Here is a 25,657-nt window from a genome sequence, read left to right as displayed (position 1 = left end):
CAGTCCAGCAGCGCCGCCGGGCGATACACATCAGACGCCGTACCCGCGGTTGTGCCGGATGGCGGCATAAATGCCTTATCCTGCTTACAAATGGCATTGGGTCCACCCATGACATTCGTCCGTAGGTCCGCGCAAGAGCATGGGGTCAGTTCATTGCTGAGCGGTTTTTTCGTTTTCAAAGCAAGAGAATACGCATGAAAAAAGGATCTCAAGAAGATCCTTGTGATGTCACGTTCAGCCGTTAACAATTACGTTAATACGACTCATATTTAAGCCCGTAATTCCTACTCCACCTAACGTCAAAAAGGGGCTTTCTATCAATACACCGATCCTCTGTCGGGATGTCGTTAAAACAAAAAACCTCATCGGTAGAAAACAGTAGGTTTTCATCCGGTTCCGTGCGATATCCATTCCCAAAATCAACAATCCATACATGGTAAAAGCCGTCTTTACCCTCGTGTGGAATCCCGTACTTCGCCTGTATTACGGCCTTATTGGCTTCCCACCAGGCTATCTGACGACTTTTCAGGTATGGAAAATGCCTGACCAGAATCGTATTTCCATCGTGAACTGCCACAATCTCAACCGGGGACATATACTGCCATAGTAGATAACCACCTACCGCAGCCGCTACAACCCCCGCTATCAGTCGCTTATTCACCCCGCCTCCCGCTGATTTCCACGGTCGCATTCATCTCGGTGATGAACGGCCTATAGCCGTATTTCACATAGCGCTGCAGCACAAACCAGATCCGGAAAATTCGGCCCTGATGAAAAACAGGGTTCAGGATATCCGCGTCATCAAGCCCGAAGTGGTCCTGTACCCGGTAGTGTACTTTCGCCCGGTAGCTGTCGCCCGTCACCTCCAGTGACTCGAGCGTGATATGCGTCGACCACGTATCATGGACGGTAATCACCAGCCCGTTAGTCTTATCGATCTGACGATCAAATTTAGGTAGAACAGCTTTATTAACTTCCTTAAAGTTGCCCTTTCCGTCGAATAAATCGTCCTTTTTACCGAGAGGAAGAAATCCATATTCGTAGCTAACAGCATCATCCAAGGCCCTTTTAATCCCCAACAACGAGCTATCACTCGAATGGTCATTCAGGATCTGCTCTTTCAGCGCCCTGTCCAGTAATGGGCTGCTGTACGGTGTGCCGCTGTTCCCCTGCATATGATTAATCATGTCGGTGATGATGTTTTTATATGGGCCATGGAAGGAGAATACCTTGGCAAGTCCCCGGAACTCATCAAACATCAGCCGGACACTTTCCTCCCGGGTGACCACGACCGGCGTACTTCCCGTCAGGCTGCCCGGATAAAATACACCATACGAACTGGCGGGCGCTGGTGGGACAAGGGTCAGCGTATACGGGTTCACTTTCGCCGAGACGTCCGTCAGACCAAAGCGCTCTTTCAGTGCTTCCTCGCTCAGATCACCGTGGTGCATGTCCTTTGCGCCGTAGTCATCCATTGCCCTCTGCGTGGCATAAATCAGCGCCGGAAGGGGCATTGGCTCAGGCCCTTTAGCCTTCGCCTCATTCAGTTTTTTCCTGCTGGCTTCCCTCTCCCGTTCGGCAGCCAGCCCGGCATTGCAGTTATATTCGTAGGTGTTATCCAAATCTTGCGGAATGAATTTCGCCCGACACGGGCAGGAGCTGTAACTTTCGATAGAGCCTGCTAGCTGGCGGTTTACACCGCCTACTTCGTACATGTCGCCCATGCCACCACAAATACGGTAGATCCCCGGATGTTTTCCGCAGGTCACTTTATCGCTTTCCCGCGCCTGTGATCGCCCGAAAAATTCGGTGTCTTCAGCACCGGTGATAATTTTACCGCCACAGACGGTACGATCTCCCTGGAAAAGAAAATAGCCTTCCAGCGCCATCAGTGCTTATCTCCCGGCACAGTTAAAAAGCCATCCGGCAGTGCATCGCCCTCACGGAATACAAACATCTGACACCCCTGAGGTGTCGAAATGATTTCATCACCGTTATCCAGCATGCTGCCCACGAGCGCCATCGATTCCCCCTGCATCACCCGACCTTTACCGGCTCCGCAAATAATGGTCGCCTCACGTCCATCCGGATACACAACTTTATCTCCGACCCGCGCAGAATAATGCCCGTCAAGGGTACTTTTGCCGGATGTCTCACGGATCACGCCACCATGACGGGTCAGGCTACCAATCGTTGCACCCCGGAAAATATGGAGAATAGGGCGCTGTAACATTGATTCCATTTCTGCGACGAGTGACTGACGCGACTGTGGCTCAAGTTCTGACAGAAACTCATCGGTAAATGGCGGCTGACGCAGCCGTTCCAGTACATCAGTGGTCAGTTCATTGGTGTATTGCTGTGACATGGTAAATCCTTTTAGTGTATCTGGTTGCTCATTCCGCTCTGAGCGATCATGGATTAGAATTGAAGTTCGATCAGTGTTTCGCATCTGTTCGATCAATCGGGATGCGTTAACTTTTTATAGTGCTTTTAACCTGTTTTTCCCTCGCTTTCCACTACCAGCGAGCTTTTCCTCATCGACTTACCCTGCAGAACCACCCTGCGCGCGTTTTATACAGCAGCCTGTCCAGGATTACGTCTGCCGTTGTCAGGATCTCCATCAGTCCATGCTGTCCACTGGGAACTGATTCACTACGATGGTACTGCTTTGGCCGTAATGGTCTTAGGTGATCTCCAGCAGGCGTTTCTTCGTCCTCCAGGCCCGTGCAAGCGCAGCGCCGCCGGGCGATACACATCAGACACCGTACCCGCGGTTGTGCCGGATGGCGGCATAAATGCCTTATCCGGCCTACGAGTCCTCTGCTGGTTCAAACAGCGTAGGCCCGCGCAAGCGCAGCGCCGCCGGGCGATACACATCAGACACCGTACTCGCGGTTGTGCCGGATGGCGGCATAAATGCCTTATCCGGCCTGCGGGTCCTCCACAGGTTCAAACAGCGTAGGTCCGCGCAAGCGCAGCGCCGCCAGGCAGCGGGTGATAGAACGGAGTTCGATGAAGAGTCCGGATGTAGAAAAGCAAAAACCCGCCTTTTGGGCGGGTTCTTTAAATAGTGGTGCCCGGACTCGGACTAACGCCGCAGGCGTTGAACAGCGCGCTTGCCGCGCTGGCCCCGAAGGGGTGAGCCGCTGTGCGGCGAATAATCGAACGGAGTTCGATGAAGAGTCCGGATGCAGAAAAGCAAAAACCCGCCTTTTGGGCGGGTTCTTTAAATAGTGGTGCCCGGACTCGGAATCGAACCAAGGACACGGGGATTTTCAATCCCCTGCTCTACCGACTGAGCTATCCGGGCAACGGGGCGCATTAAACCGTAATCCGCCCACCCCGTCAACCAAATTTCTTAAATTACTTATCGATTGCTTATCTTTGCGGCAATTCTGCGTTCAAAGGCGCGTTTTGGCTTAACTTCACTGCATGCCGTTATCGCCCTCGCGGGTTTTCCAGCCGCTGGTAATGGCGATAACGTGGCGTAGTCCGGAGATGAGATAATCGCCAATGACCTCCTCGTCCTCACGCGGCGAGCTCAGGGTAATTTCCGCATCCACGCCGTGGCGATAGGCGCCATGATGGCTGAAAATGGTGCCGATATAACACTTCCCGTTCAGCCAGACCGGAATATAGGCCACCGTCTCATAGATATAGTTAACGGCGACGCCGCTGTAGTAGTTATCCGCCTCGTCAGCGGAGGTGCCCGGCGGGATGGGGCAGATCGGCGCGTCGTTGTCGCTGGCGGGTCTGTCTTTCAGCAGGCTGCCCTGCATTACCTCCAGCGAGCGCAGCAGGTCAGCTTTATCGCCGTCGCTCAGGCTGGGGGTCAGCGGCTGGTCTTTCTCCGGGGAGCGGATGCTGTTCAGCGTATAGCGATAGCGAACCGTCACCGCGGGCGTCTGGCTGGTGGTGCTGAACGGGCGTAGCAGGTAGAGGTTATCTTCGCCAAACTGGCCGTTGTACCACAGGGCATACACCTGGCCGTTGATTTTGACCCAGTGGTTCCACTGGTTAGCCCCGCGGCCATTAATGGAAAAGAGGGCGCCGGGCACCCCGGCATCGAAATCATCACCATTATCACTGTCGCTGCCGTTGACGGCGGCAAAATCATCATCACCTCGCTTGAGCACCCCGGTGTAGCTGAAGAGCCCGGTGCCGCCCACATAGCTGTCGATGATCAGGTCGCGTTTGCCGTCGCCGTCGAGGTCGATAAGGGTAAAGCTGACTTTGCCGTTTTCTGAATCCGCGCTAATCGAGGAGCGCAGAAACGCCTGCCACTCATCATCGCTGATATCCGGGGACGGTTTACTGGTCGTGATCAGCGTATCGTCGGCGTAAGTGAGCGTGAAGTCGGTAATATGGCCGGTTAACGGAAACTGCTCGGCGACCTTATTCAGCGACAATTCTGGATCGCTTTTTTGCGCTTTCAACACTGCGTTATACAACGTGCGCAGAGCCAGGTTATCCGCCTCTTTCTGCTGCCTGGGGATCACCTGGCTGACAAAGGTCGGCAGCATCCAGGTGCCACCCGGGGTGATTTCCCGACACATACCGGTGCTGTACTTCAGGCTGGGGGTAAAGGTTTTACCATCCCAAACGCGCGTCTCGCCGGTGACGCAGTCGGCCATGCCCCGTTCTTTGTGCAAAAAGACGATAGCGCCGTCGGCGTAGCTGGAGGCCTCGGTAGTGAGCAGTCGCGGTTTGCTCAACTGGTCGTTATCGACCAGCCACAGGGCATAACCGTCGTTATAGGGCGCTCGCCAGCAGAGCGCCTGCGCCAGAGAATGGGTTTTATCCAGCGCGGTCAGCGTGATCTGGCGATCTGCCGCCGGAATGGCCTGATTCTGCCAGTCGTCGCAGCGCTGGTTCAGCAGCGGCGTCAGGATGGGCAGCAGTTTCTGGCGCTGAAGCATACTCAACGGCACTGGCTGCGCGTTATGGAGAACCGGGGCGGCGATAATTTCCGGGGCGGGAGTGGCTGGCAAAATGGCATCGTCGCCGGCATCGCCTTTATCCAGCAGCGCATCGGCGGTGCCGGTGCGTCGCTGAAACGCATCCATTTTACCCAGCACCTCGCGGCTGCCGGCGCTGGAAAGCGGCAGGTGCTGGCCGTTAAGGGTGAATTCGATTTTGCGCTGATTCGTTAACGCCTGTAGCAGGGCGGTGGTCTGATCGCTGTCGAGGCGAAAGTGGCTGTCGTCGAGAGCGTCCAGCGCGCCAAAATCCCGGTCGTCGATCAGCAGGCTGGCGGTGGAGTCGGCGGGGATATCGTGCTCGATTTGCGCAAAGGTTACCGTAGCGGTGAGGTGCTGTTCGCTGCCCGCGTTGCGGGTCAACAGCACGCTGACCTCACCCATGCGGACGCCGTAACCCGCCGCCCGGCAGGCGCCGGTATTATCGCAGGCGAGCTCCCAGTCTTTTTGTGCAAAGGAAAAACCTTGCAGGGGAGCCGCCAGCAGGGGCGTAGAGCAGAGGCCCAGCCAGGCAGCCCAGAAGAACGCGCGCATATCAATCCCTGTCAGCAATCAGTGAGGGGGAAATTATAGGCGCGACGTGGCGGTTAGGATATCAGAATCAGGTCAAGGCGCCGCCCATACGGCACTGGGCGAAGCGTAGAATATCTTCAGCCAGCCGCCGGGCGGTATCCACATCCGTCTGGCTACGTTTGACCAGCAGACGGCTCAGACAGCCCTCGACAATCAGCTCCATCTGCTTGGCGACCATTTCCGGGTCATCCACCTCCAGCTGAGTCAGCAGCTCGTGAGTGTAGGCCAGCGAAGCCTGCTTCTGCTGTTCCGCCAGCTGGTGAATGGGGTGCTGAGGATCCGGGTAGAAGGTGCAGGCGGCGATAAACAGGCAGCCCGGGTACCGCTGGTTGCTTACGCAGGTGGTGAGTGCGGCATAGCGTGCCAGCAGCTTTTGCTCTGCGCTTAAGGTCTCGTCCAGCAGGAGCTGACGACGCCAGGCATCCACCTGCTGGCTCAGATAGCGAAGCGCGTCGTACAGCAGCGCTTCGCGGTCAGGCCAGAAGCGTTTCAGGTCGCTCGTCGGGCAGGACACGCGCTCAGCGACCATCTCCAGCGACGTGTTGGCGATACCTTCAATTTCAAGAATCTTAATGGCTTCTGCCAGGACGTCTTCACGTAGCACGGTGTTCTCCTCCATCTTTCCTCCTAAAGTGTCGCTCACGCTTGCCAATCGCGCAAATGGGCGCTGAATGCCGCGGCATCCATAAAGCCGGTGACTCGCCGCTCAGGCTGTTCCTGACCCTCAGCGTTGAAGAACAGGATCGTCGGCAGACCCAGCACCTGCAGGTGTTTCAGCAGCGCGACGTCTTGCGGGCTGTTCTTCGTCACATCAACCTGTAATAACACGGTGCCTTTCAGCGCCTGCTGCACGTCAAGTGAACTAAAGGTGTATTTTTCAAACTCTTTGCAGGCCACGCACCAGTCGGCGTAAAGATCGAGCATCACCGGTTGACCTTTCGCCTGCGCCAGCGCCTGGTCAAGCTCGGCCACCGAGCTGACGCGGGTGAAAGCCAGGTGCGCCTGCTGCTCGGCCGCCGGGGCGCCAAACGCCCAGTCCTGCAGAGGCCGCGCGCTGACCAGCGCGGCGGCAAGCAGAATGATCTGTACCAGCCGCATCCACGGCCGGGTAGCGCCCAGCGAGGTGATAAACGCCCAGCTGAAGAAGGCGACACCGAGCATTGACCACAGCCGTAACCCCCACTGGTCGCCGAGTATGCGTTCCAGCAGGAAGACGGGCAGGGCAAGGATCACAAACCCGAAGGCGGTTTTCACATGGCTCATCCACGGGCCGCTTTTCGGCAACAGGCGATTGCCAAACACGGTCACAAGGATCAACGGCAGACCCATGCCCAGCGCGTAAAGGTACAGCGTGCCGCCGCCCAGCCACAGATTACCGCTCTGGGCGATATACAACAGAATGGCGCTTAGCGGCGCGGTGGTGCAGGGAGAGCAGATCAGCCCGGCAATAGCGCCCATCGCAAAGACCCCGCCGGGCGAGCCGCCCTGGCGCTTATTGCTGAGCAGCGTCAGCCGGGTCTGCAGCGACGACGGCAGCTGCAGCGTGAACAGGCCGAACATGGAGAGCGCCAGCAGTATAAACACTGCCGACAGGCCGACCAGGACATATGGGTGCTGCAGGGCCGCCTGGAACTGCAGCCCGGCGGCGGCTACCACCAGCCCCAGCGCGGTATAGGTCAGGGCCATCCCCTGGACGTAAATAAAGGCCAGCAGCATGGCGCGCGGGGTGGAAAGCCGCTGTTTTCCGCCCAGCACGATGCCCGAAATCAGCGGGTACATCGGCAGCACGCAGGGGGTGAAGGCGATACCAATGCCAATCAGCAGCGCCCACAGGGCGGTGAAGGGCAGACGAGCGGGGACGTCTGCTGGCGGCGCCATGGCAGGCGCCTGCGGCACGGCGTTCTCCTCCATCGGGCGCGGTTCAACCGGCAGCGGCGGATTGAAGGCCGGGCGATGGTTCAGCGACGACACGGGCGCGGCGGCGGTTGGCTGAGCGTCGTTTGAGGCCGCCCGCACGGCGCTCAGCGGGATCACTTTAGTCTCCGGCGGATAACAGAATCCGGCATCGGCGCAGCCCTGCCAGGTGACGGTGAGAGTAGCCTCTTTGTCCGCCTCCTTCACCGTCACCGGCACGGTCAGGCGTTGGCGAAAGATCTCGCTTTTGCCGTAAAACTCATCTTCATGCCACTCTCCCGCCGGCAGCGCCGGTTCGTCGATCGTCGCCCCGGCGGCGCTGAAGGTAAACTGTTGACGATAAAGATAATAACCATCCTTGATTTGCCAGCTCAGGTTGACGTCATGCTGTTGCTGCTGAAAGTCAAAGGCGAAAGCTTGATCAGCAGGCACGAAGTTCGAGCGCCCCGGCGCGTCGAATAACCCGGCGGTGGCTGATGTGCTGCACAGCAGCAGGATCAGCGTAATGATGCGGTAAGCCATGAGAGGTAATCGTTGTCTCCATGCGTGACGGGTAGAACCAGCAGTTCTGGGGTTTGATACGGATGGTGTGACTTCAGGCAGTCCAGCAGCGCCTGCTGATGAGCAAGGTCAGTTTTGAGTAGCATCTGCACTTCATACTCCTGCTCGAGTTTCCCTTCCCAGTAATACAGAGAGGTGGCTCCCGGCAGCAGCGTAGCGCAGGCTGCCACCTTTTCCGCCAGCGCTTTTGCCGCCAGATCCTGGGCGGTCGCTTCGTCCGGCGCGGTACAGAGCACAACAACAGCATCAGGCGTAGTCATCATGAACCTCGTATCAGCGAAAAGAGGCACTATAACACGCAAGATGCGGGGATATTAGCGTAACGAGCGGGGAAAGTGAGGGCAACGGAAGGCGGGCCCGTAGTGGGCCCGCCGCCAGCGGTATTTACAGCATAATCCCGCCAAAGATAAAGCCGAGGATCACGCACAGCGTGATAGCGATAACGCCGGGGATCAGGAAGGCGTGGTTAAAGACATATTTACCAATGCGGGTTGAGCCGGTGTCGTCCATCTCTACCGCCGCCAGCAGGGTTGGGTAGGTCGGTAGAACGAACAGCGCCGAGACCGCGGCAAACGAGGCGATAGCCGTCAGCGGGCTAACGCCCAGCAGCAGCGCGGCAGGCATCAACGCCTTGGTGGTGGCTGCCTGCGAGTAGAGCAGCGTGGCGGCGAAAAACAGTACCACCGCCAGCAGCCATGGGTAATTGTGCAGCAGATCGCCGGCCACGGCCTGGATGTCGCTGATATGCGCTTTAACGAAGGTATCTCCCAGCCAGGCGACGCCGAGGACGCAGACGCAGGCGCTCATCCCGGACTTAAAGGTGCTGGCGTTGAGCACTTCGCCGGTGTCGATTTTACAGGTGATGCTAATCAGGGTGGCGATGGTCAGCATAAATACCACGATCGCCTCGTTACGCGGCAGCACCGGGTTCTTAATCAGGCCGACGGTATCGCTGATGGCCGTGGCGTAGAACATCACCGCCACGATGCCGATCAAAAACAGCAGAACTGAACGTTTGGCGTGCGGCTGCAGCTCAAATACCTGGCTACCGCGCAGTCTGACTTCCCCCTTGGCCAGCCGCTCCTGGTAAACCGGATCGTCTTTCAGTTCGCAGCCGAGGAAGTTGCAGACGATAGCGGTGAGCATCACCGCCAGCAGCGTGACCGGAATACAGATGGCCAGCAGCGTCAAATAGCTAACGCCCAGCGGTTCAAGGATACCTGCGAAAAAGACCACTGCGGCGGAAATGGGCGAGGCGGTGATCGCTATCTGGGAGGCCACCACCGCAATCGACAGTGGACGAGACGGACGAATGCCTTGCTCTTTGGCAACTTCGGTGATCACCGGCAGCGTGGAGAAGGCGGTATGGCCGGTGCCAGCGAGCACGGTCATAAACCAGGTCACCAGCGGGGCAAGGAAGGTAATGTACTTCGGGTGGCGGCGCAGCATCCGTTCGGCGAGGCTGACCAGGTAATCCATCCCGCCGGCGACCTGCATGGCGGCGATAGCGGCAATCACCGCCATAATGATTTCAATAACGTCGAAGGGGATCGCACCCGGTTTAATTTGAAAAATAAGCGTCAGGACAAGGACGCCAAGGCCACCGGCAAAGCCGATACCGATGCCGCCGAGCCGGGCGCCGAGATAAATCGCCAGCAGGACAATAACCAGTTCTGCACCAAACATGTATGCCTTCCTTGTTTTTAACAAGTTGATATTGAATTGTTGTATTTTAGTAAAACCAAAAAGCAAAAAAGGCATGTCATCGCTGACATGCCTTTGAATGACTAACCTGAAAGATTACTGTTCGCTTTCATCGGTATAACGCTTTGCTTTATAAGCGGGATGCATCAGGTTTTGCGCAGAGAAAATATCATCCAACTCCGCCGCCGTCAGCAGTCCGCGCTCCAGCACCACTTCCCGTACGCTCTTGCCGGTTTCGGCACAGATCTTGCCGACGATATCGCCATTGTGGTGGCCAATAAACGGGTTGAGGTAGGTGACGATGCCGATGGAGTTGTAGACGTAGCCTTCACATACCGCTTTATTGGCGGTGATGCCGTTAACGCATTTCTCCAGCAGGTTGTAGCAGGCGTTGGTCAGGATATGAATCGACTCGAACATCGCCTGGCCGATCACCGGCTCCATCACGTTCAGCTGCAGCTGACCGGCTTCGGAGGCCATGGTCACAGTGGTATCGTTGCCGATAACTTTGAAGCAGACCTGGTTGACCACCTCCGGCACCACCGGGTTAACCTTCGCCGGCATGATTGAAGAGCCAGCCTGCAGCTCAGGCAGGTTGATTTCGTTGAGGCCCGCGCGCGGACCGGAAGAGAGCAGACGCAGGTCGTTACAGATCTTGGATAGTTTCACCGCCAGGCGTTTCAGCGAGCTGTGAACCATAACGTACGCCCCGCAGTCCGAGGTGGCTTCAATCAGATCTTCCGCCGGGACGACCGGTAAGTTGCTTACTTCAGCCAGCTTCTGCACCGCCAGCTGTTGATAGCCGTCCGGGGTGTTGAGGCGAGTACCAATGGCGGTGGCGCCGAGGTTCACCTCCAGCAGCAGCTCCGCAGTGCGCAAAATGCTTTTGGTCTCTTCATTAAGCAGCACATTGAAGGCATGGAATTCCTGGCCGAGGGTCATCGGCACCGCGTCCTGCAGCTGGGTGCGGCCCATTTTGAGGATGTCCTGGAACTCCACGGCTTTCGCCTGGAAGCCTTCGCCCAGCTGTTTAATCGCATCGATTAACTTAAGGATGGAGGCATACACCGCAATGCGGAACCCGGTGGGGTAAGCATCGTTGGTGGACTGGCATTTGTTGACGTGATCGTTTGGGTTCAGGTACTGGTATTCGCCTTTCTGGTGGCCCATCAGCTCAAGGCCAATGTTCGCCAGGACTTCGTTGGTGTTCATGTTTACGGAGGTACCGGCCCCGCCCTGGAAGACATCGACCGGGAACTGGTCCATGCATTTGCCGTTATTCAGGACTTCGTCACAGGCGGCGATAATCGCATTTGCCGCGCTTTTGGGAATGGTCTGCAGCTCCTTGTTCGCCAGCGCGGCGGCTTTCTTAACCATGACCATGCCGCGCACGAATTCTGGTATGTCGCTGATTTTGCTGTTGCTAATGTAGAAGTTTTCAATCGCTCGCAGAGTATGAACGCCGTAGTAAGCGTCCGCGGGAACTTCCCTGGTGCCCAACAGATCTTCTTCGATACGAATGTTGTTTAACATGTGAACCTTCTTTTCAAGCTGCCAATGAATTCACCAAACACACAGAATATCCAGTATTCAGTATATTTTCTGGCCGACGATTATTTCCTTAACCGGCCTGGTGCCCAAGATCATATGCTGATGATAGCGAATATCAGTAAGCTTGATCACTTATTACATTGCGGCTATGAGAAGATTTATTAATCTGTGAAATGGGTCACCGCTTTCTTATTTCTGAGAAAAATAAGCCTTTCCGCTGATTGAAAAGCCGCTCAGCATCCCCATGTTAGTGGGATGCGATCAGCAAATTGATGATTACGGGCGCTGAACGCAGCGCCCGTTGATGAAGGAGACGCCGGTGCGTTGGATTCCGTTTATTGCCTTTTTTCTTTACGTTTACATTGAGATATCGATCTTTATCCAGGTTGCGCACGTGCTGGGCGTCTTTATGACCCTGATCCTGGTGATCTTTAGCTCGGTGGTAGGGATGTCGCTGGTGCGTAACCAGGGCTTCAAAAACTTCCTGCTGATGCAGCAGAAGATGGCCGCGGGCGAGAGCCCGGCGGCGGAGATGATCAAGAGCGTATCGCTGATTATCGCTGGTCTGCTGCTGTTGCTCCCGGGGTTCTTTACCGACTTCCTCGGCCTGCTGCTATTGCTGCCGCCGGTGCAAAAGCATTTGACGATGAAGCTGATGCCGCACCTGCGCTTCAGCCGGATGCCGGGCGGCGGCTTTAGCGCCGGTACTGGCGGCGGAGAGACCTTCGAAGGGGAATTCCAGCGCAAAGATGAGCAGCGCGACCGTCTGGACCATAAGGACGATCGCCGCGATTAACATCCCCCCGGCCCGGTCAGCAGATGCGACCGGGCCGCTTTCTTTGCAGGCCTACACGCTTCCCGTCGCCAGCTTGCGCCTGGGTAAAAACAGCCACAGCCCCGCCAGCATCACCAGCGCGTACAGGCTTTTCCAGCCGACCATCGCCAGCAGCAGCAGACAGAGAATGCTGCCCACCACCGCCAATAGCCGATAGCGACCGCGCAGCAAACGACAACCCGCCAGCATGCACAGCAGATAGATCATGATGAAAATGCCATTGGCGTAAACGATCAGCGCGTCCAGATTGATATCGAGCAGATAGATGCCAAGGGTGCTAACTACGCAGGATCCCAGCACGGCGTTGAGGGCGTTGCGCGGGATCTGCCGTGGCGACAGCCTTGCGAGGTAGCTGTGTGGCTTATGCTGCGCTTGCGACCAGACCAGGCGGGCAAAGCTTTGAATATAGATGTTGAGGCTGGCGAAACAGGCGAGATAGCCGATGACGCAGGCTACCCACAGCGCTTCGACGCCGAACAGACGGACCACGATATTCGGTAATGACGCCGCCGCCGCCATCTCCTCGCCAAAGGCGTGGAAGTGCAGCACCAGCACGGTGCAGGCCCAGTAGACCGAGCCGGCAAGCAGCAGGCCTATCATCAGCGCCCTGGGGAAATCACGCTCGGGATGTTTAAACTCCGAGGCGAGATGTGCGAAGGCTTCCAGACCGACAAAGCACCAGAACATCACCGACAGCGCCGAAAAGAGTTGCCCGCGGTCAATCTCCGCCGGGGCCGGGAAGGGGATCTGCGCCGGGCTTATCCCGCCGCGCCACCAGACTACGACGATCAGCGCCACAATCAGTATGGCAACCAACGTCTGCAGGTTGGCGCTGGAGCTGGCGCCACGCGAACCGACCCACCAGACGATGGCCAGGGTGCCCAGCTCCGCCAGCAGCAGCTGCGCATCATGCCAGCCGAACAGCGCCTGGCCAAAACCGGTGGCGATGTGCAGAGCGGCGGGGAGTCCGACCGGGATAACCGATAAAAACAGCCAGCCGGTGACGCTGGCCAGACGTGGCCCAAAGGCCATATCGACAAAGTGGGCCACGCCGCCCGCGCTGGGAAAATGGCGGCCGAGCAGGGCGAAGACGATGGCAATCGGGAAAACAAGGAGAATGAGCAGCGGCCATGCCCACAGGCTGTTATCGCCAGCGACCAGCGCCGCCAGCGCCGGGACGGCGAAGACGCCGGTACCCAGCAATGAGGTGGAAAGCAACCCAACTCCCTGTCCCAGCCCTAACTCCTGTTTTAAACCACTCATGATTCAATCCTGCGCCAGTGAAAAAAAAGAGAGTATCACAATCGCTTTTCCTTATGACCGATTGCCTGACATGGCCGCTTTTTGTGCGCCAGCGCAAAGGTAAAAATTTTTTTTAATTTTGCCCTTGAAGCCGTAAATGGCCATCCCCATCTCTCTCTGCACTAGCCGGTAAACCGCGTTCGGCCCGGCGTCACCCATAACTGATAATGACTTTCTCGAAGGAGAGCTATCAATGAGTATTCGTCCGTTACATGATCGTGTGATCGTCAAACGTAAAGAAGTTGAAACCAAATCTGCGGGCGGCATCGTTCTGACCGGTTCTGCAGCAGCTAAGTCAACTCGTGGCGAAATCATCGCTGTCGGTAAAGGCCGCATCCTGGAAAACGGGACCGTGCAGCCGCTGGACGTTAAAGTTGGTGACATCGTGATTTTCAACGATGGCTACGGCGTGAAGACTGAAAAGATCGACAACGAAGAAGTACTGATCATGTCCGAAAGCGACATCCTGGCAATTGTTGAAGCTTAATTCGCACGACCCTGAACGAATTTGAGGAATAAAAGAAATGGCAGCAAAAGACGTAAAATTCGGTAACGACGCTCGTGTAAAAATGCTGCGCGGCGTAAACGTACTGGCAGATGCAGTTAAAGTGACCCTGGGCCCGAAAGGCCGTAACGTGGTTCTGGACAAATCCTTCGGCGCGCCGACCATCACCAAAGATGGTGTTTCCGTTGCACGTGAAATCGAACTGGAAGACAAGTTCGAAAACATGGGCGCGCAGATGGTGAAAGAAGTTGCCTCTAAAGCGAACGACGCAGCAGGCGACGGTACCACCACCGCAACCGTACTGGCTCAGGCTATCGTGAACGAAGGCCTGAAAGCTGTTGCTGCAGGCATGAACCCGATGGATCTGAAACGCGGTATCGACAAAGCGGTACTGGCTGCAGTAGAAGAGCTGAAAGCGCTGTCCGTTCCGTGCTCTGACTCCAAAGCTATCGCTCAGGTAGGTACCATCTCCGCTAACTCCGACGAAACCGTCGGTAAACTGATCGCGGAAGCCATGGATAAAGTTGGTAAAGAAGGCGTGATCACCGTTGAAGACGGTACCGGTCTGGAAGACGAACTGGACGTAGTTGAAGGTATGCAGTTCGACCGCGGCTACCTGTCTCCGTACTTCATCAACAAGCCGGACACCGGTGCCGTTGAGCTGGAAAGCCCGTTCATCCTGCTGGCTGACAAAAAAATCTCCAACATCCGCGAAATGCTGCCGGTTCTGGAAGCCGTAGCGAAAGCTGGCAAACCGCTGGTCATCATCGCTGAAGACGTTGAAGGCGAAGCGCTGGCGACCCTGGTGGTTAACACCATGCGCGGCATCGTTAAAGTGGCTGCGGTGAAAGCACCGGGCTTCGGCGACCGTCGTAAAGCTATGCTGCAGGACATCGCTACTCTGACTGGCGGTACCGTTATCTCTGAAGAGATCGGTATGGAGCTGGAAAAAGCGACTCTGGAAGACCTGGGCCAGGCGAAACGCGTGGTTATCAACAAAGACACCACCACCATCATCGATGGCGTTGGCGAAGAATCCGCAATCCAGGGCCGCGTAGCTCAGATCCGTAAGCAGATCGAAGAAGCGACCTCCGACTACGATCGTGAAAAACTGCAGGAACGTGTCGCTAAACTGGCTGGCGGCGTAGCAGTAATCAAAGTCGGTGCGGCTACCGAAGTTGAAATGAAAGAGAAAAAAGCACGCGTCGACGACGCCCTGCACGCAACCCGTGCTGCGGTTGAAGAAGGCGTGGTGGCTGGCGGCGGCGTAGCGCTGGTTCGCGTTGCGGCGAAACTCGCTGGCCTGACCGGTCAGAACGAAGATCAGAACGTCGGTATCAAAGTTGCGCTGCGCGCAATGGAAGCGCCGCTGCGTCAGATCGTGTCCAACGCCGGCGAAGAGCCGTCTGTTGTGGCTAACAACGTGAAAGCTGGCGACGGTAACTACGGTTACAACGCAGCAACTGAAGAATACGGCAACATGATCGACTTCGGTATCCTGGATCCAACCAAAGTCACCCGTTCTGCACTGCAGTACGCGGCTTCCGTGGCTGGCCTGATGATTACCACCGAGTGCATGGTGACCGACCTGCCGAAAGGCGACGCGCCTGACTTAGGTGCTGCTGGCGGTATGGGCGGCATGGGCGGTATGGGCGGCATGATGTAATCGTGCGCTCTACGGCATAAAAAAGCAGAAACCCCTGGCCAGCAATGGCTGGGGGTTTTTCTTTTGGCGCGCTTTTTAGTATAAGGCTTATACATAAAAATCATTTAAGCTGCATCAGAGCGGCAAGCACCTCTGTTTCGGGCGTGAACTGACAAGCGCGGCCGGGGAGGAAATGAACGCGGCTCATGCCGACGCAGTTTGAAGGATGACAGATTTACATCCGGGCCAGTGCGTCCAGCTCATCGATCATGGGGAATAACATGCAGGTAAAATATTTAGCAGGGATTGTCGGCGCAGCCTTACTGTTGGCAGGTTGCAGTTCCAGCAATGAATTAACCTCTGCCGGCCAGAATGTGCGCTTCGTGCAGGAGAAGCCGGGCGCAGAGTGTCAGCTGTTAGGGACCGCGACGGGTAAACAGAGCAACTGGCTCTCCGGCCAGAATGGCGATGAGGGTGGTTCCATGCGCGGTGCGGCAAACGCCCTGCGCAACCAGGCGGCAGCCATGGGCGGCAACGTGATTTACGGCGTCAGCAGCCCGACGCAAAACCTGCTGTCGAGCTTTGTGCCTACCGACAGCGAAATGAACGGCCAGGTTTATAAGTGCCCGAACTGATGCGTGACGCCTCTCTCCGCGAGCGCAGAGAGAGGCGTGGTCGTTAGATGAGGATCAGGCGCTAAGCTCCGCTTTCTTTTCAAGGTAGAAGGCGTGTAGGGGACGCAGGCATTCTTCCAGACTGAGCATTCTTCCCGGCTGGGAAGGGATGACAGTACTGAAGATCTGACATGGCGCCAGCTCCGCGTGCATCGCCTTGAGCTTGGGGCTTTTCTCGATAATCCGCGTCACAACGTTATTATCCAGTTCTGATAAATGCGGCGCACTGGTTTTCACCACCGCACCGGAGACAATTTTCTTGCCTTCGTCTGTCTCGCAGCAGTACAGCACACCCAGATAATGGGAAAACAGGTTTAGCTTCCAGTCTTCCTGGGGATACTGCTGGTAATCAATATTGGGTTGAGTGGTTAAGTCGACGGTATAGCACATTAAAAAATCCATATTTGAGCTTAAGTATTGGATTAGTGTTTGATCGCCTACAGTTTTTAATGCTTGTTGAATACCTATTATCAGGGCTTCTACTTGCCTGTCGTCAATACATAAAGTACTAATCTGTTCATCCTGAAATACAAGAATTAACGTTGACTGTGTTTCGCCAGGTTTGAGCGTAATGGACATGATTCGCCGCTCAGGGGATGGTTGCTGTATTTCAGCCATCTCAACCTGAGGGATATTGGCAACAACTGCCTCATTATAGGTGATAAGCTCATCTTTATAGGCCTCTCCTTGGTTTTCAAGCCGCTGAAAAATCACAGCCATTCTGCTCTGCAGTATCAGGAGCAGATCGGCTAGCACCGGTGCCTGAAGATAGTAAATTTCGCAAAAGCCATTTTCCTTCTTAACTTTTAGCAGCAACGCTAAAAAACGCTCTTCAAAGGTAATTCCGGCGGTATTAAAACCTATAAACGTTCCTTGCATATTCATATCCTTTATTAAGCAGTAGTCACCGGCTTCGATTGTGCGAGATCGATAACACGATCGGCGGATGCAATGGTCGATGGTCGATGCGCGACGATAATCCGGGTAATACTTAGCGCTGAAATAGACTGATTGATAACCGACTCATTTCTGAGGTCAAGATGGCTGGTAGCCTCATCCATAAATAAAATACTCGGTTTGCGATACAGTGCACGGGCGATCAGGATACGCTGCTTTTGCCCGCCTGAAATGCCCAGTCCAAGTTCGCCGACAATGGTTTCGTACCCCATGGACATCTTCATGATTTCATCATGAATGTTGCAGCGTCTGGCGCATTCCATCACAAAATCAAGATCGGCGTTATCATCAAATCCACTAATATTATCAATAAGTGAACCGGAAAAGAGGCGGTCTTCCTGCAGCACGCAGGCGATACCAAAACGGTAGTTATTTAAGCCAATCTTTTTAATCTCCAGATTATCTGCAAGTATTTCACCTGAGTCAGGTGAGAGCAGTCCGCACATCACTTTTAAAAGCGTTGTTTTGCCAACCCCGGATGGACCAATTAGCGCGACTGATTCTCCAGGATCAACGGTAATGTTCAGATTGGTGAAAATGGGTTGCGAAAAAGGATCGTACTGGTAACTTAGATTTCTCACTTCTAATTTTACGCCAGTATTTTCTGTAAACACCCGGCGTGAAGGAAGTTCTTTCTCTGGTTCACTAAATGCTATTTCTGATAGACGTTCATTATGTAGAGATAGCATACGAAGCTGCATGACCAAATCAATGAGATTAGATGCTCGTTGCGAAAATTGGCCGCGGTAAGCATTGAATGCCATAAACATACCGAGCGTCATCTCGTTATCAATAACCATGATAGCACCCAACCACAGTACAGCAACCTGATCGATTGAAGTGATGAAAGTATTAATGCCACCATACATCATATCAAAACGAGTTTGCTTTATGCCTGCATTACTGGCATCGACGTTAAGATTCAGCCAGTGCTGCGAGCGACGCTCTTTTAAATTTAATGCCTTTATTGTAGAAATACCGTACAGTGACTCCATAAAGTGGGAATTTGCACGTGCGCCTTTAACGACCTGTTCTTCCGTAACTCGACGATAAAATCCATAGGTTGCGAAACGCATAATCGCATAGCAAACGGTAAAACCAACGACGACCCATACTAACCAACCACCGTATAAGGTCAGCATCACCAGTAAGCCGATTGTCATTATGGAATCAATGATGCCGGTGACGATACTATTGGTAAATATTGAGCGAATGGTATCCAGAGACGAGAAGCGAGATTGAATATCACCTAGATGCCTTTTCTCAAAAAAGGATAATGGTAAACTTGCCAGATGGTCAAATAGCGTCGTTTTCCATTGAATATTTGTCAGCGTATTTAATGTCAAAGACGTCCATGCACGTAACATGCTAATAAACATGCGGAATAGGGTAAAAAATATCAAGCCAATACAAATAACAGAAAGTAAGCTTTGATCGTGTGCCATGATAACATGGTCGGTTACTAGTTGCGTACCAATCGGTAACAGGAGGCCGATAGCTTCAACTACAACCGAATAGGCAAAAATCTTTATAAGAGCCGGTTTTAAACCAACAATTTTATGCATAAGATCCAGAAGTCGCAGCCTGGATTTTGCTTCTTCTTGTTGGAAATTATGGTCGGGCCACAGTTCAAGTGCAACGCCGGTAAAATTGTTTGACATCTCGCTGATGCCGATGACTCGTTTACCCAGAGCCGGATCGTGAATAATAAATCCGTTTTTTCTTACTTTCGTAAGAACGACATAGTGATTCATTCCCCAATGAATAATGCAGGGAAGTTTAAGTTGCTTAATTTCATCGAGATCGAGAGCTAACGCTCGGCTTTTTAGACCGGCATGCTCTGCCGTTTTGCTTAGAGACATCAGTGAGGAGCCCTGTGAGGGGCTACCAAACCGCTGACGAAAATTAAACAAATCGATATTCAGCCCATAATAACCACAGACCATTGCCAGACAGGCAATACCACATTCTGATGATTCAGACTGAAGTATAACAGGCGTTTTGTTAACCAAGGAAAAATTTAACTTCGCAACTACGGTTTTGAATAGTTCGTTAGTCATTGATCGGCCCAGTAATGCTTTGAGTTATCTTATACACAGGGGTAAACATCCACATATAAAGTGGGCGCTCTTCCAGGAATACAACAGCTTGAGCCTTGAGGCCATTTGAAAGCGAAAGCGTTTTGCCATTATACTCGAAAGTTTTGTTTTCTATTTTTACTATGGTTTTATAGAGCGCCAGTTCCTGCTGATTAGTTCCGTTATTCACATTAGTGTATTCAGACAGTTCCTGTCGAGATGTAGGTACTGAAGATATCGAAAGTATCTTTCCAGGGAATTGCCCAAATTTATCAGCAGGGAAAGCATCATAACGAATGTTTATAATGTCACCAGGTTTTACATAAGGTATACTGTTATTAGGTAGCCATAGAATAAGATAATACTCTATATCACCAGTAGGTTGGATCTGAGCTAAGCTGCTACCTTTATCAACCATCTGCCCTTTAGTAACAGCCAGCGATTCAATTCTTCCTTCTGTGGTTGCTTTAATAATGACATTGCCATTTGCATTTGATTCAACCAGCTGATTTTTATAATCATTTATCTGATTTTCCTGAGATGAAATTTGGTTGTCAAAATCTGCTATTTTTGTAATCCTATCGCTATTCAACTGAGTTATTTGTGACTCCAGTTGCATCTTTTGGCTGACCAATGACTGATAGGTGCTCTGTTGCTGAAAGTATAGTGAATGCTGATAATTATACTGATCTTTGGTGATAAGACCGTCACTAAGATATTTATCGTAGCTGGAAAGATTATCATGCATTTTCTTTAAACCAGTCTGTGCATTAACCAGCATGCGATTCGTTTCTTTCAACGAGTCATTGATGGTTTGTAGTTGTTTATCTAAAGATAACCTGGTCTCATCTTTATTATGAGAAAGTTTAGTAATGATATCTTCAGCGTTCGCAATTTTTTCATTTATAACTTCTATTTGTGACGCACTGACGTTGCCTGATGTTGTATTTCGAGAAATATCAATTTCATATAAAGGCTGTCCTTTTACTACAATGTCGCCGACTTTAGCATATTGGGAAATAACAAAGCCTTGCTGGGGGGCATAAACGTTAACGGAATGGGGTAGTGTAATCACTTCTCCCCGAACGTCAATACGTTGGGTAAAAGAGCAAAGTATTGTAGTGGCGATCAATATGGTTAGAAAGGCAAAAGAAAGTAATGCGACAAGCCATGCTGGAATCCCTGCAAGCAACAGCGCTTTTCCTTTCCAGTGATGTTTTTTGTATTCAATCGCTTCCTTGCGATAGATTTTTCTCAACATAATTATCACTTAAATAATAAAATGAAAAGGCCCGATGCTTCAGGCCTTAATTAATTAACAAATGATGGCAACTGAATATTGCCATCATTTATAGGCAATTAGGATTAATTGCTCCAGAAGTTTAAGGTGCCATCATAGATAGCATTCATTGCGCCCTGCGCATATTCCAGAGTCATATCCCAGCCAACAATACCAGCAGCTGCGCCAAAGCAAACGCCACCAAGGATAACCCCAGAAATCATCCCTACAAGCTGTCCGATTGAGCCGATACCGAAGATACCGCCGCTCACGCCACCCCAGCGTCCTGCAAATGCAGTGCCCATGATTGCACCGATTGAAACACCCAGCGCTACAGCACCAATTTCTTTAGCAACCCAGGTCGCGACGTCGGACAGTGTATCTGTCAGCGCGCCGCCAGAAATTTCTTCCATTTCAAATACAGTTAATTGATGCATGATTAGTCCTTTAACTAAAATTAAAATTATATATTCATTCCAGACCAGAAGTTGGTCCGCAGAGAAGATAGTTGTTACTGTAGTATGAATCAACTCAACAATGTATGAATTATTGATGAAGTTATGGGAGTAAACTAAATTTAATATGAAGTGTTTTTGATGGTGCTGAAAAATAACATTTTTTGAGAATTCTTGAGGATTTTTCATTATTATAAAAGCGACCGGGCATTGTCTGTTGTTATCTTTGGGTGTTAAATGAAATGCCATTATTTTGAGGATGTTTTATTAAATATAAAAAAGGCGGATAAAACCCGCCTTTTTTATAAGTGCGCCGTTTAAACTATTCTTCCTGAACCACAACCTCCAGCATAGCTTTTACATGCCCTGAGGTGACTTCGGCGCTATTGTCACTCATTCGATAATAGTCAGCGGTAAAATTAAAGCTTTGTGATGCTTTGGCCTTGGAAAAACTGTACGCTTCTGCATCATAAAATGTAATGGGGGTGTTGTCTTTCTTGAAAATAATGCCGACATTACTTGCGGCTTCGCTGCCGGTTAACATATTATCGATGATGCCGTCCCCGGCGGGGCTGGTACCAGTTACAGGGTTAAACCAGTAGTAAAGCTTGTTGCCAATTGATCCGGTTGGGCACGAAACATTCATTGTGATGGTTTTCTGTGAAGGTGTTGTACCACCTCGTGCAATTGACATTAATGTATTTTTTTCAATTTTATTCAGGGTAATTTGACTAGGTCCAGATACTGAAATATCACAAGAAGTATCTTTATATGAAATACTCTTGAATTTTAGGTATGCAGTTAGTAATAGTCGGTCAGATGCTCTGGGGTTGGTGTTTAAGTTACCTGCTGAAAACTTGAAGACTGGATTAGTACAGGTTCCGGATGTATCAATGACAGGCTTTGTTTTGATTAACCATACAGTCATAAATTTATAATCATCATTCGAATCGTTAATTGGTACGATTGTAGATTCTGCAATTGCCGGTTTTATTGAACCATTTTTACTACTCAAAATGTCTGAAAACTGAAAGCCAATCCCATCTATGCCGGTTTCATAGACCGGTTTGCCCATTATACCCGTGACGCCGGTAACTTCCGGTGCTGTTGAGGTAATAATATACTGGTCTCCCATTATTTTGCTGCACTCAAATGTTTTATAATGTCCGGTGCCGACTTTTTTGGTATAGAGAACTGTACCCACCGGAATTGTTGGGTCTGTTGCGATTTTAGGACTTAAGTTAAAATTTGCTTGTCCAGCGGAACCAGAATAATCGCATTTGGCAATTACCTCGCTACAACAGCATAGTAGGGATAAAAAAAGAAGTATTTTTCTCATTCTTTATTGTTCCTTGATCAATATTAGCGACAAACCGTTTCGATTTGACTGATGCCAGACGCTTTGCCTTCCCTGGTCGGTAAAGTAAATGAAGCATTGCACTGCTGCGCGGCGCTTTTGCCCCACTGGACGTTAAGGATCCCGGTCTGCTGCAGGCCAGACATATAAACCATACCAGCGTCGCTGACGATACTTGGCTGCGATTTACTATCTCCGGCTAGCAGGACCATCGCGCCATAAGGCACGTCCTGACCGCTGGCGGTTTTCAGATGCACAAAGGCCCGCTGGCCGATATTGCCGGCATAGTTTGCACGCACGATGGCGCCGCGCGTCGGAACGACGCTCTGCGTGGTTTCCGGCAGCTCCATATCTTCGCCAAGCGTGGAGCTGTCGAGCGTAATATCGGTGCGACGGTATGGTGTTACATATGGGACGATGGCGTAGCCGCGATAGTCGGTAGAAATGGTGTTGTCGTTAGTCAGTCTGACGTTATCCAGCCCCGGCGCTTTAACCAGTACCGCTGCGTCGGTGATGTCCTGACCCAGAGTGATGCCATCGGCATGAGCAACGATACTGCCGTTGGCGCCGTAGTCAATGCGCTCGCTGCTGCGATCATAGCTGTAGCCAGCGTTGACGCTGCCGCGGGCACCGTTATAGGTCGCCCGCATATCGCCGCTGTAGTATTCCCGGTTGCTGTACCCTTGCTGCAGGCTCCACTCCAGGCTATCGTTCTCCAGCGCATTACCACCGATGGAAACCGACTGATCGGTTGATCCCGGATTGCTGTTGGTTAACTGATAGCTGGTGTAGGTGCCAGGCAGCCAATTGCTCAGCGGCAGCGTTACGGTCAGTGTAATGCGCTGGTCGTCCCGGGCGTCTTTCCCGGAGTTATCTCCGCTCCAGGTATAGCGGTTATAGCTGTAGCCGAGGTAGTAGTTCACATTGCGGAAACCGCCGTTGTACCCCACACTGATCGACTTGTTGGTACGCTTATCATCCCAGTAATCTTCGATTAATCCGCTTACCGACAGGCTACCGAGACCTTTACCCAGGCTTTGGTTAACCGTCAAATTGGTACGGTTGCGCAGCGAGCGCGAAGTGTAGTAGCCGTCATTAGAGTAGCTATCCAGGACCTCTGAGAGAGTATGAAATCCGCGAGTGGAGTAGCGGTAGCCGGCGATGGTCACGTTTGTACCCGTTTCAAGAATGTTTTTCCCGTAACGAACACGCCAGGACTGTCCGGAGGTCTTTTCATCCTCTTTCATTTTTGACCAGGCCTGGGTGACGTCTGCCGAGGCGGCGCCCAGTTCACCAAGGTTATAGCCAAGCCCTGTCGACAGCGCCTGATATCGCGAAGCCGCCTGCATGCCGCCATATAGCGTCAGGCTGCTGGAGACGCCGTAGGTCGCGGTGGCTTGGGTAAACGGCGTTTCATCGACTCCGCCATCGTACGGGCGATATTTACCAGATGTGATCTCATATTCCAGCTGATCCTCACGGACCATCACCGGCAGGGTGGCGAACGGCACGACAAATTCTTGTTTCGATCCGTCGGATTCCTCCACTGTGACGTAAAGGTCGCCGCTACCGCCGCTCGGGTACATATCGGCGATTTCAAACGCCCCGGGAGCGACATAGGTCTGGTATACCTGATAGCCGTTTTGTTTAATGATGACGCGGGCATTGGTTCTGGCGATACCGCGAATAATTGGCGCATAGCCGCGCATACTTTCCGGCAACATCGTCGTATCGGTGGCCAGCTGAATACCGGTAAACGGCACGCTGTCGAAGATACCGTTGAGCGATGAACTCTCACCCATCACAAGGTTACTGTTGATGGAGCGGATGCTGCGCTGCATATAGAGATAGGCGGAATCCCAGTCCCCGGCACCGCTGTTGTTTTTATTCCAGGTGCTGAGGTTACGGATGCGCCACGGGCCAACGTTGAGGCCGGACTGCAGATTCAGACTGTAGTATTCATCATTGGCCTGCATGTCGTTTGAGCCGCTGAACTGATAGTTCACCAATAACGCGTTGATGCCGTCATCAAACTGATCCGGTGGAATATATCCCTGTGCGGTGGTGGATAAGGCCGCCTGCGGAATAGAGATATTTAAGCGCTGGGCGGTAAAGTCAAAATCTGCTTTGGTGTCAGGAATGACAGAAAAGTTTGCACAGCCGTTTTGATCCTCGGCTAACTCTGGAAAGGCTTTTATCCTTACGCCATATTCCGCGAGTGCTTTTAGACTCAGGCAGGGAACCAGAGCGGGTTCGCGGTTATCGCTGCTGGCGCGATTGTTGGCGACAAACTTTATGGTCCTGGTGTCCAGGTAGCGGCCATTAAACATAATATCGACCCGATAATCCCCTGGCGCCTGCGCGTTCTGAGTCTGAAATATGGATAAATCGGGAGTGGTTGATGGATCGCTACCATTCAATGAGCTAATGAATGAGGGATCGAAAAAGTCACGTGCTTGCGCTTTATTATTCAAACCAGAAAGCAATGCCGGAAGCATTGCGAGAAAGACGGTGGATAGTTTGAATAATCCATTATTCTTATTTGGCATAGACACATCCCTATAATGATAAAATAAATTTCTTATTACAGCGATGAGGAATAGAGCGACCCTGCTCCGCCATAATCATTGACCACTTTCCAGGTAATGCTGGAGGCATTAATATTTTCTTTTAGCGTCACTTCTTTGGTCGTCATTGGGGCGACGGAGTTGACTTCCGGCTTCACTTCTTTTCCACCAAGCTGGATGCTATTGAAATAAAAGAAAAACGGTGTCGGATTTTTGATGGTCAGCTTTTTGCCGGCCTTACGCCATTCGAGCTTTTTCGCTTCCGTATTAGGGGAGAGGTCGAAAAGTGTTTTGGGACGATAGACCAGACGCATGCGGTGACGAACCGCCAATTGAATAGTATTGTTATTCGCTTTGGCATCATCTGCCGGAGGAATCGCCATCACGTTAAAATAGTACATGGATTCCCGGTCGGTCGGCGCATTAACGTTGCCGGTGGCAAACAGACGAACCGTATTCTGTTGTTTCCCCTCGAGGCGAAAAAGCGGTGGGGTAGCCATAAACGAAGGCGCTTTCCCTGCAGGCGTTTCAACCCAGGATTTAATCAGATAGGGAATATCATCTTTATTTTCGATTTGCGCGGTAATTTCACGCGCACCTTCCTTATAGAGGTAGCGGGTGGATTCAACGACAATACCGGCATGAGCAATACTGCTGAGGAGTAATGCACAGGATACGGTGAGATTTAATAAGGTCCTGAACATGGCTTTTCTCTGAATGC

General features: G+C 52.4%; 21 protein-coding genes and 1 tRNA gene. 4 read left to right on the top strand and 18 right to left on the bottom strand.

Features of this window, described 5'->3' with window-relative positions; all coding sequences use genetic code 11:
- Positions 1 to 253 precede the first annotated feature (253 nt).
- The 10 genes from KHQ28_RS06035 to aspA form a co-directional block, all read right to left on the bottom strand.
- Positions 254 to 661 carry a DUF943 family protein gene (locus tag KHQ28_RS06035; RefSeq protein WP_032418175.1) on the bottom strand — a complete coding sequence of 136 codons (408 nt, stop codon included), beginning with the start codon at positions 659 to 661 and terminating at the stop codon, positions 254 to 256.
- The gene (locus KHQ28_RS06030; RefSeq protein ID WP_032418174.1) at positions 654 to 1,889 is read right to left on the bottom strand and encodes a PAAR domain-containing protein; all 1,236 of its coding nucleotides are present in this window, start codon (positions 1,887 to 1,889) and stop codon (positions 654 to 656) included. Before KHQ28_RS06030 ends, KHQ28_RS06035 begins: the two co-directional genes overlap by 8 nt.
- Positions 1,889 to 2,365 carry a PAAR domain-containing protein gene (locus tag KHQ28_RS06025; protein WP_032418173.1) on the bottom strand — a complete coding sequence of 159 codons (477 nt, stop codon included), beginning with the start codon at positions 2,363 to 2,365 and terminating at the stop codon, positions 1,889 to 1,891. Before KHQ28_RS06025 ends, KHQ28_RS06030 begins: the two co-directional genes overlap by 1 nt.
- Before the next feature lie 869 nt (positions 2,366 to 3,234).
- Positions 3,235 to 3,310, bottom strand: a tRNA-Phe gene (locus KHQ28_RS06020).
- A gap of 115 nt (positions 3,311 to 3,425) precedes the next feature.
- Positions 3,426 to 5,513 (bottom strand): DUF1176 domain-containing protein, encoded by a 2,088-nt coding sequence (locus KHQ28_RS06015; protein ID WP_032418172.1) that lies wholly within the window; start codon positions 5,511 to 5,513, stop codon positions 3,426 to 3,428.
- Positions 5,514 to 5,580: 67 nt separating this feature from the next.
- Positions 5,581 to 6,171 (bottom strand): transcriptional regulator, encoded by a 591-nt coding sequence (locus tag KHQ28_RS06010; protein WP_002885410.1) that lies wholly within the window; start codon positions 6,169 to 6,171, stop codon positions 5,581 to 5,583.
- A gap of 20 nt (positions 6,172 to 6,191) precedes the next feature.
- Entirely contained in the window at positions 6,192 to 7,988 is a 1,797-nt protein-coding gene (locus KHQ28_RS06005) for a protein-disulfide reductase DsbD (protein WP_032418171.1), read from the bottom strand.
- Entirely contained in the window at positions 7,964 to 8,287 is a 324-nt protein-coding gene (gene cutA, locus KHQ28_RS06000; protein ID WP_002885422.1) for a divalent cation tolerance protein CutA, read from the bottom strand. The genes KHQ28_RS06005 and cutA overlap by 25 nt, the downstream gene beginning before the upstream one ends.
- A gap of 124 nt (positions 8,288 to 8,411) precedes the next feature.
- Positions 8,412 to 9,713, bottom strand: a complete 1,302-nt coding sequence (locus tag KHQ28_RS05995) for an anaerobic C4-dicarboxylate transporter (protein WP_002885423.1) — start codon at positions 9,711 to 9,713, stop codon at positions 8,412 to 8,414.
- Positions 9,714 to 9,827: 114 nt separating this feature from the next.
- Positions 9,828 to 11,264 carry an aspartate ammonia-lyase gene (gene aspA, locus KHQ28_RS05990; protein WP_002885424.1) on the bottom strand — a complete coding sequence of 479 codons (1,437 nt, stop codon included), beginning with the start codon at positions 11,262 to 11,264 and terminating at the stop codon, positions 9,828 to 9,830.
- A 337-nt stretch (positions 11,265 to 11,601) separates the two neighbouring features.
- Between aspA and KHQ28_RS05985 the strand changes: the two genes are divergently transcribed.
- Complete coding sequence (locus tag KHQ28_RS05985; RefSeq protein ID WP_002885425.1) at positions 11,602 to 12,078, top strand: FxsA family protein; 477 nt, start codon at positions 11,602 to 11,604, stop codon at positions 12,076 to 12,078.
- A gap of 51 nt (positions 12,079 to 12,129) precedes the next feature.
- Here the strand turns inward: KHQ28_RS05985 and yjeH are convergent, their stop codons facing one another.
- The gene (gene yjeH / locus KHQ28_RS05980; RefSeq protein ID WP_032418170.1) at positions 12,130 to 13,380 is read right to left on the bottom strand and encodes an L-methionine/branched-chain amino acid transporter; all 1,251 of its coding nucleotides are present in this window, start codon (positions 13,378 to 13,380) and stop codon (positions 12,130 to 12,132) included.
- Between the two features lie 232 nt (positions 13,381 to 13,612).
- On the opposite strand from yjeH, the gene KHQ28_RS05975 reads away from it, so the two are divergent.
- The 3 genes from KHQ28_RS05975 (at position 13,613) to KHQ28_RS05965 (ending at position 16,204) form a co-directional block, all read left to right on the top strand.
- Positions 13,613 to 13,906: a co-chaperone GroES gene (locus KHQ28_RS05975; protein ID WP_004152420.1), complete on the top strand. Its 294-nt coding sequence runs from the start codon at positions 13,613 to 13,615 to the stop codon at positions 13,904 to 13,906.
- Positions 13,907 to 13,943: 37 nt separating this feature from the next.
- Positions 13,944 to 15,590, top strand: coding sequence for a chaperonin GroEL (groL, locus tag KHQ28_RS05970; protein WP_002885441.1), 1,647 nt, complete (start codon positions 13,944 to 13,946; stop codon positions 15,588 to 15,590).
- A 260-nt stretch (positions 15,591 to 15,850) separates the two neighbouring features.
- Positions 15,851 to 16,204, top strand: a complete 354-nt coding sequence (locus KHQ28_RS05965) for a DUF4156 domain-containing protein (protein WP_004152419.1) — start codon at positions 15,851 to 15,853, stop codon at positions 16,202 to 16,204.
- Between the two features lie 54 nt (positions 16,205 to 16,258).
- On the opposite strand, the gene yjeJ is transcribed toward KHQ28_RS05965, so the two are convergent.
- From yjeJ to KHQ28_RS05930, 7 genes are all read right to left on the bottom strand, one after another.
- A complete protein-coding gene (yjeJ, locus tag KHQ28_RS05960; protein ID WP_032418169.1) occupies positions 16,259 to 17,122 on the bottom strand; it encodes a YjeJ family protein in 864 nt (287 codons plus the stop codon).
- Between the two features lie 14 nt (positions 17,123 to 17,136).
- Positions 17,137 to 19,260 carry a peptidase domain-containing ABC transporter gene (locus tag KHQ28_RS05955; RefSeq protein ID WP_032418168.1) on the bottom strand — a complete coding sequence of 708 codons (2,124 nt, stop codon included), beginning with the start codon at positions 19,258 to 19,260 and terminating at the stop codon, positions 17,137 to 17,139.
- Positions 19,253 to 20,539, bottom strand: coding sequence for an HlyD family secretion protein (locus tag KHQ28_RS05950; protein WP_020723552.1), 1,287 nt, complete (start codon positions 20,537 to 20,539; stop codon positions 19,253 to 19,255). Before KHQ28_RS05950 ends, KHQ28_RS05955 begins: the two co-directional genes overlap by 8 nt.
- A 104-nt stretch (positions 20,540 to 20,643) precedes the next feature.
- Positions 20,644 to 21,201 carry a hypothetical protein gene (locus tag KHQ28_RS29095; RefSeq protein WP_223174883.1) on the bottom strand — a complete coding sequence of 186 codons (558 nt, stop codon included), beginning with the start codon at positions 21,199 to 21,201 and terminating at the stop codon, positions 20,644 to 20,646.
- Positions 21,202 to 21,334: 133 nt separating this feature from the next.
- Entirely contained in the window at positions 21,335 to 22,351 is a 1,017-nt protein-coding gene (locus KHQ28_RS05940; RefSeq protein ID WP_032418167.1) for a fimbrial protein, read from the bottom strand.
- Positions 22,352 to 22,374: 23 nt separating this feature from the next.
- A complete protein-coding gene (locus KHQ28_RS05935; RefSeq protein ID WP_032418166.1) occupies positions 22,375 to 24,918 on the bottom strand; it encodes a fimbria/pilus outer membrane usher protein in 2,544 nt (847 codons plus the stop codon).
- A 35-nt stretch (positions 24,919 to 24,953) separates the two neighbouring features.
- The gene (locus KHQ28_RS05930) at positions 24,954 to 25,640 is read right to left on the bottom strand and encodes a molecular chaperone (RefSeq protein ID WP_004872804.1); all 687 of its coding nucleotides are present in this window, start codon (positions 25,638 to 25,640) and stop codon (positions 24,954 to 24,956) included.
- Positions 25,641 to 25,657: the final 17 nt, after the last annotated feature.

The sequence above is a fragment of the Klebsiella sp. 28 genome (assembly GCF_018223905.1).
Taxonomy (GTDB): domain Bacteria; phylum Pseudomonadota; class Gammaproteobacteria; order Enterobacterales; family Enterobacteriaceae; genus Klebsiella; species Klebsiella pneumoniae.
This window is presented reverse-complemented; position numbering and strand designations above follow the sequence as displayed.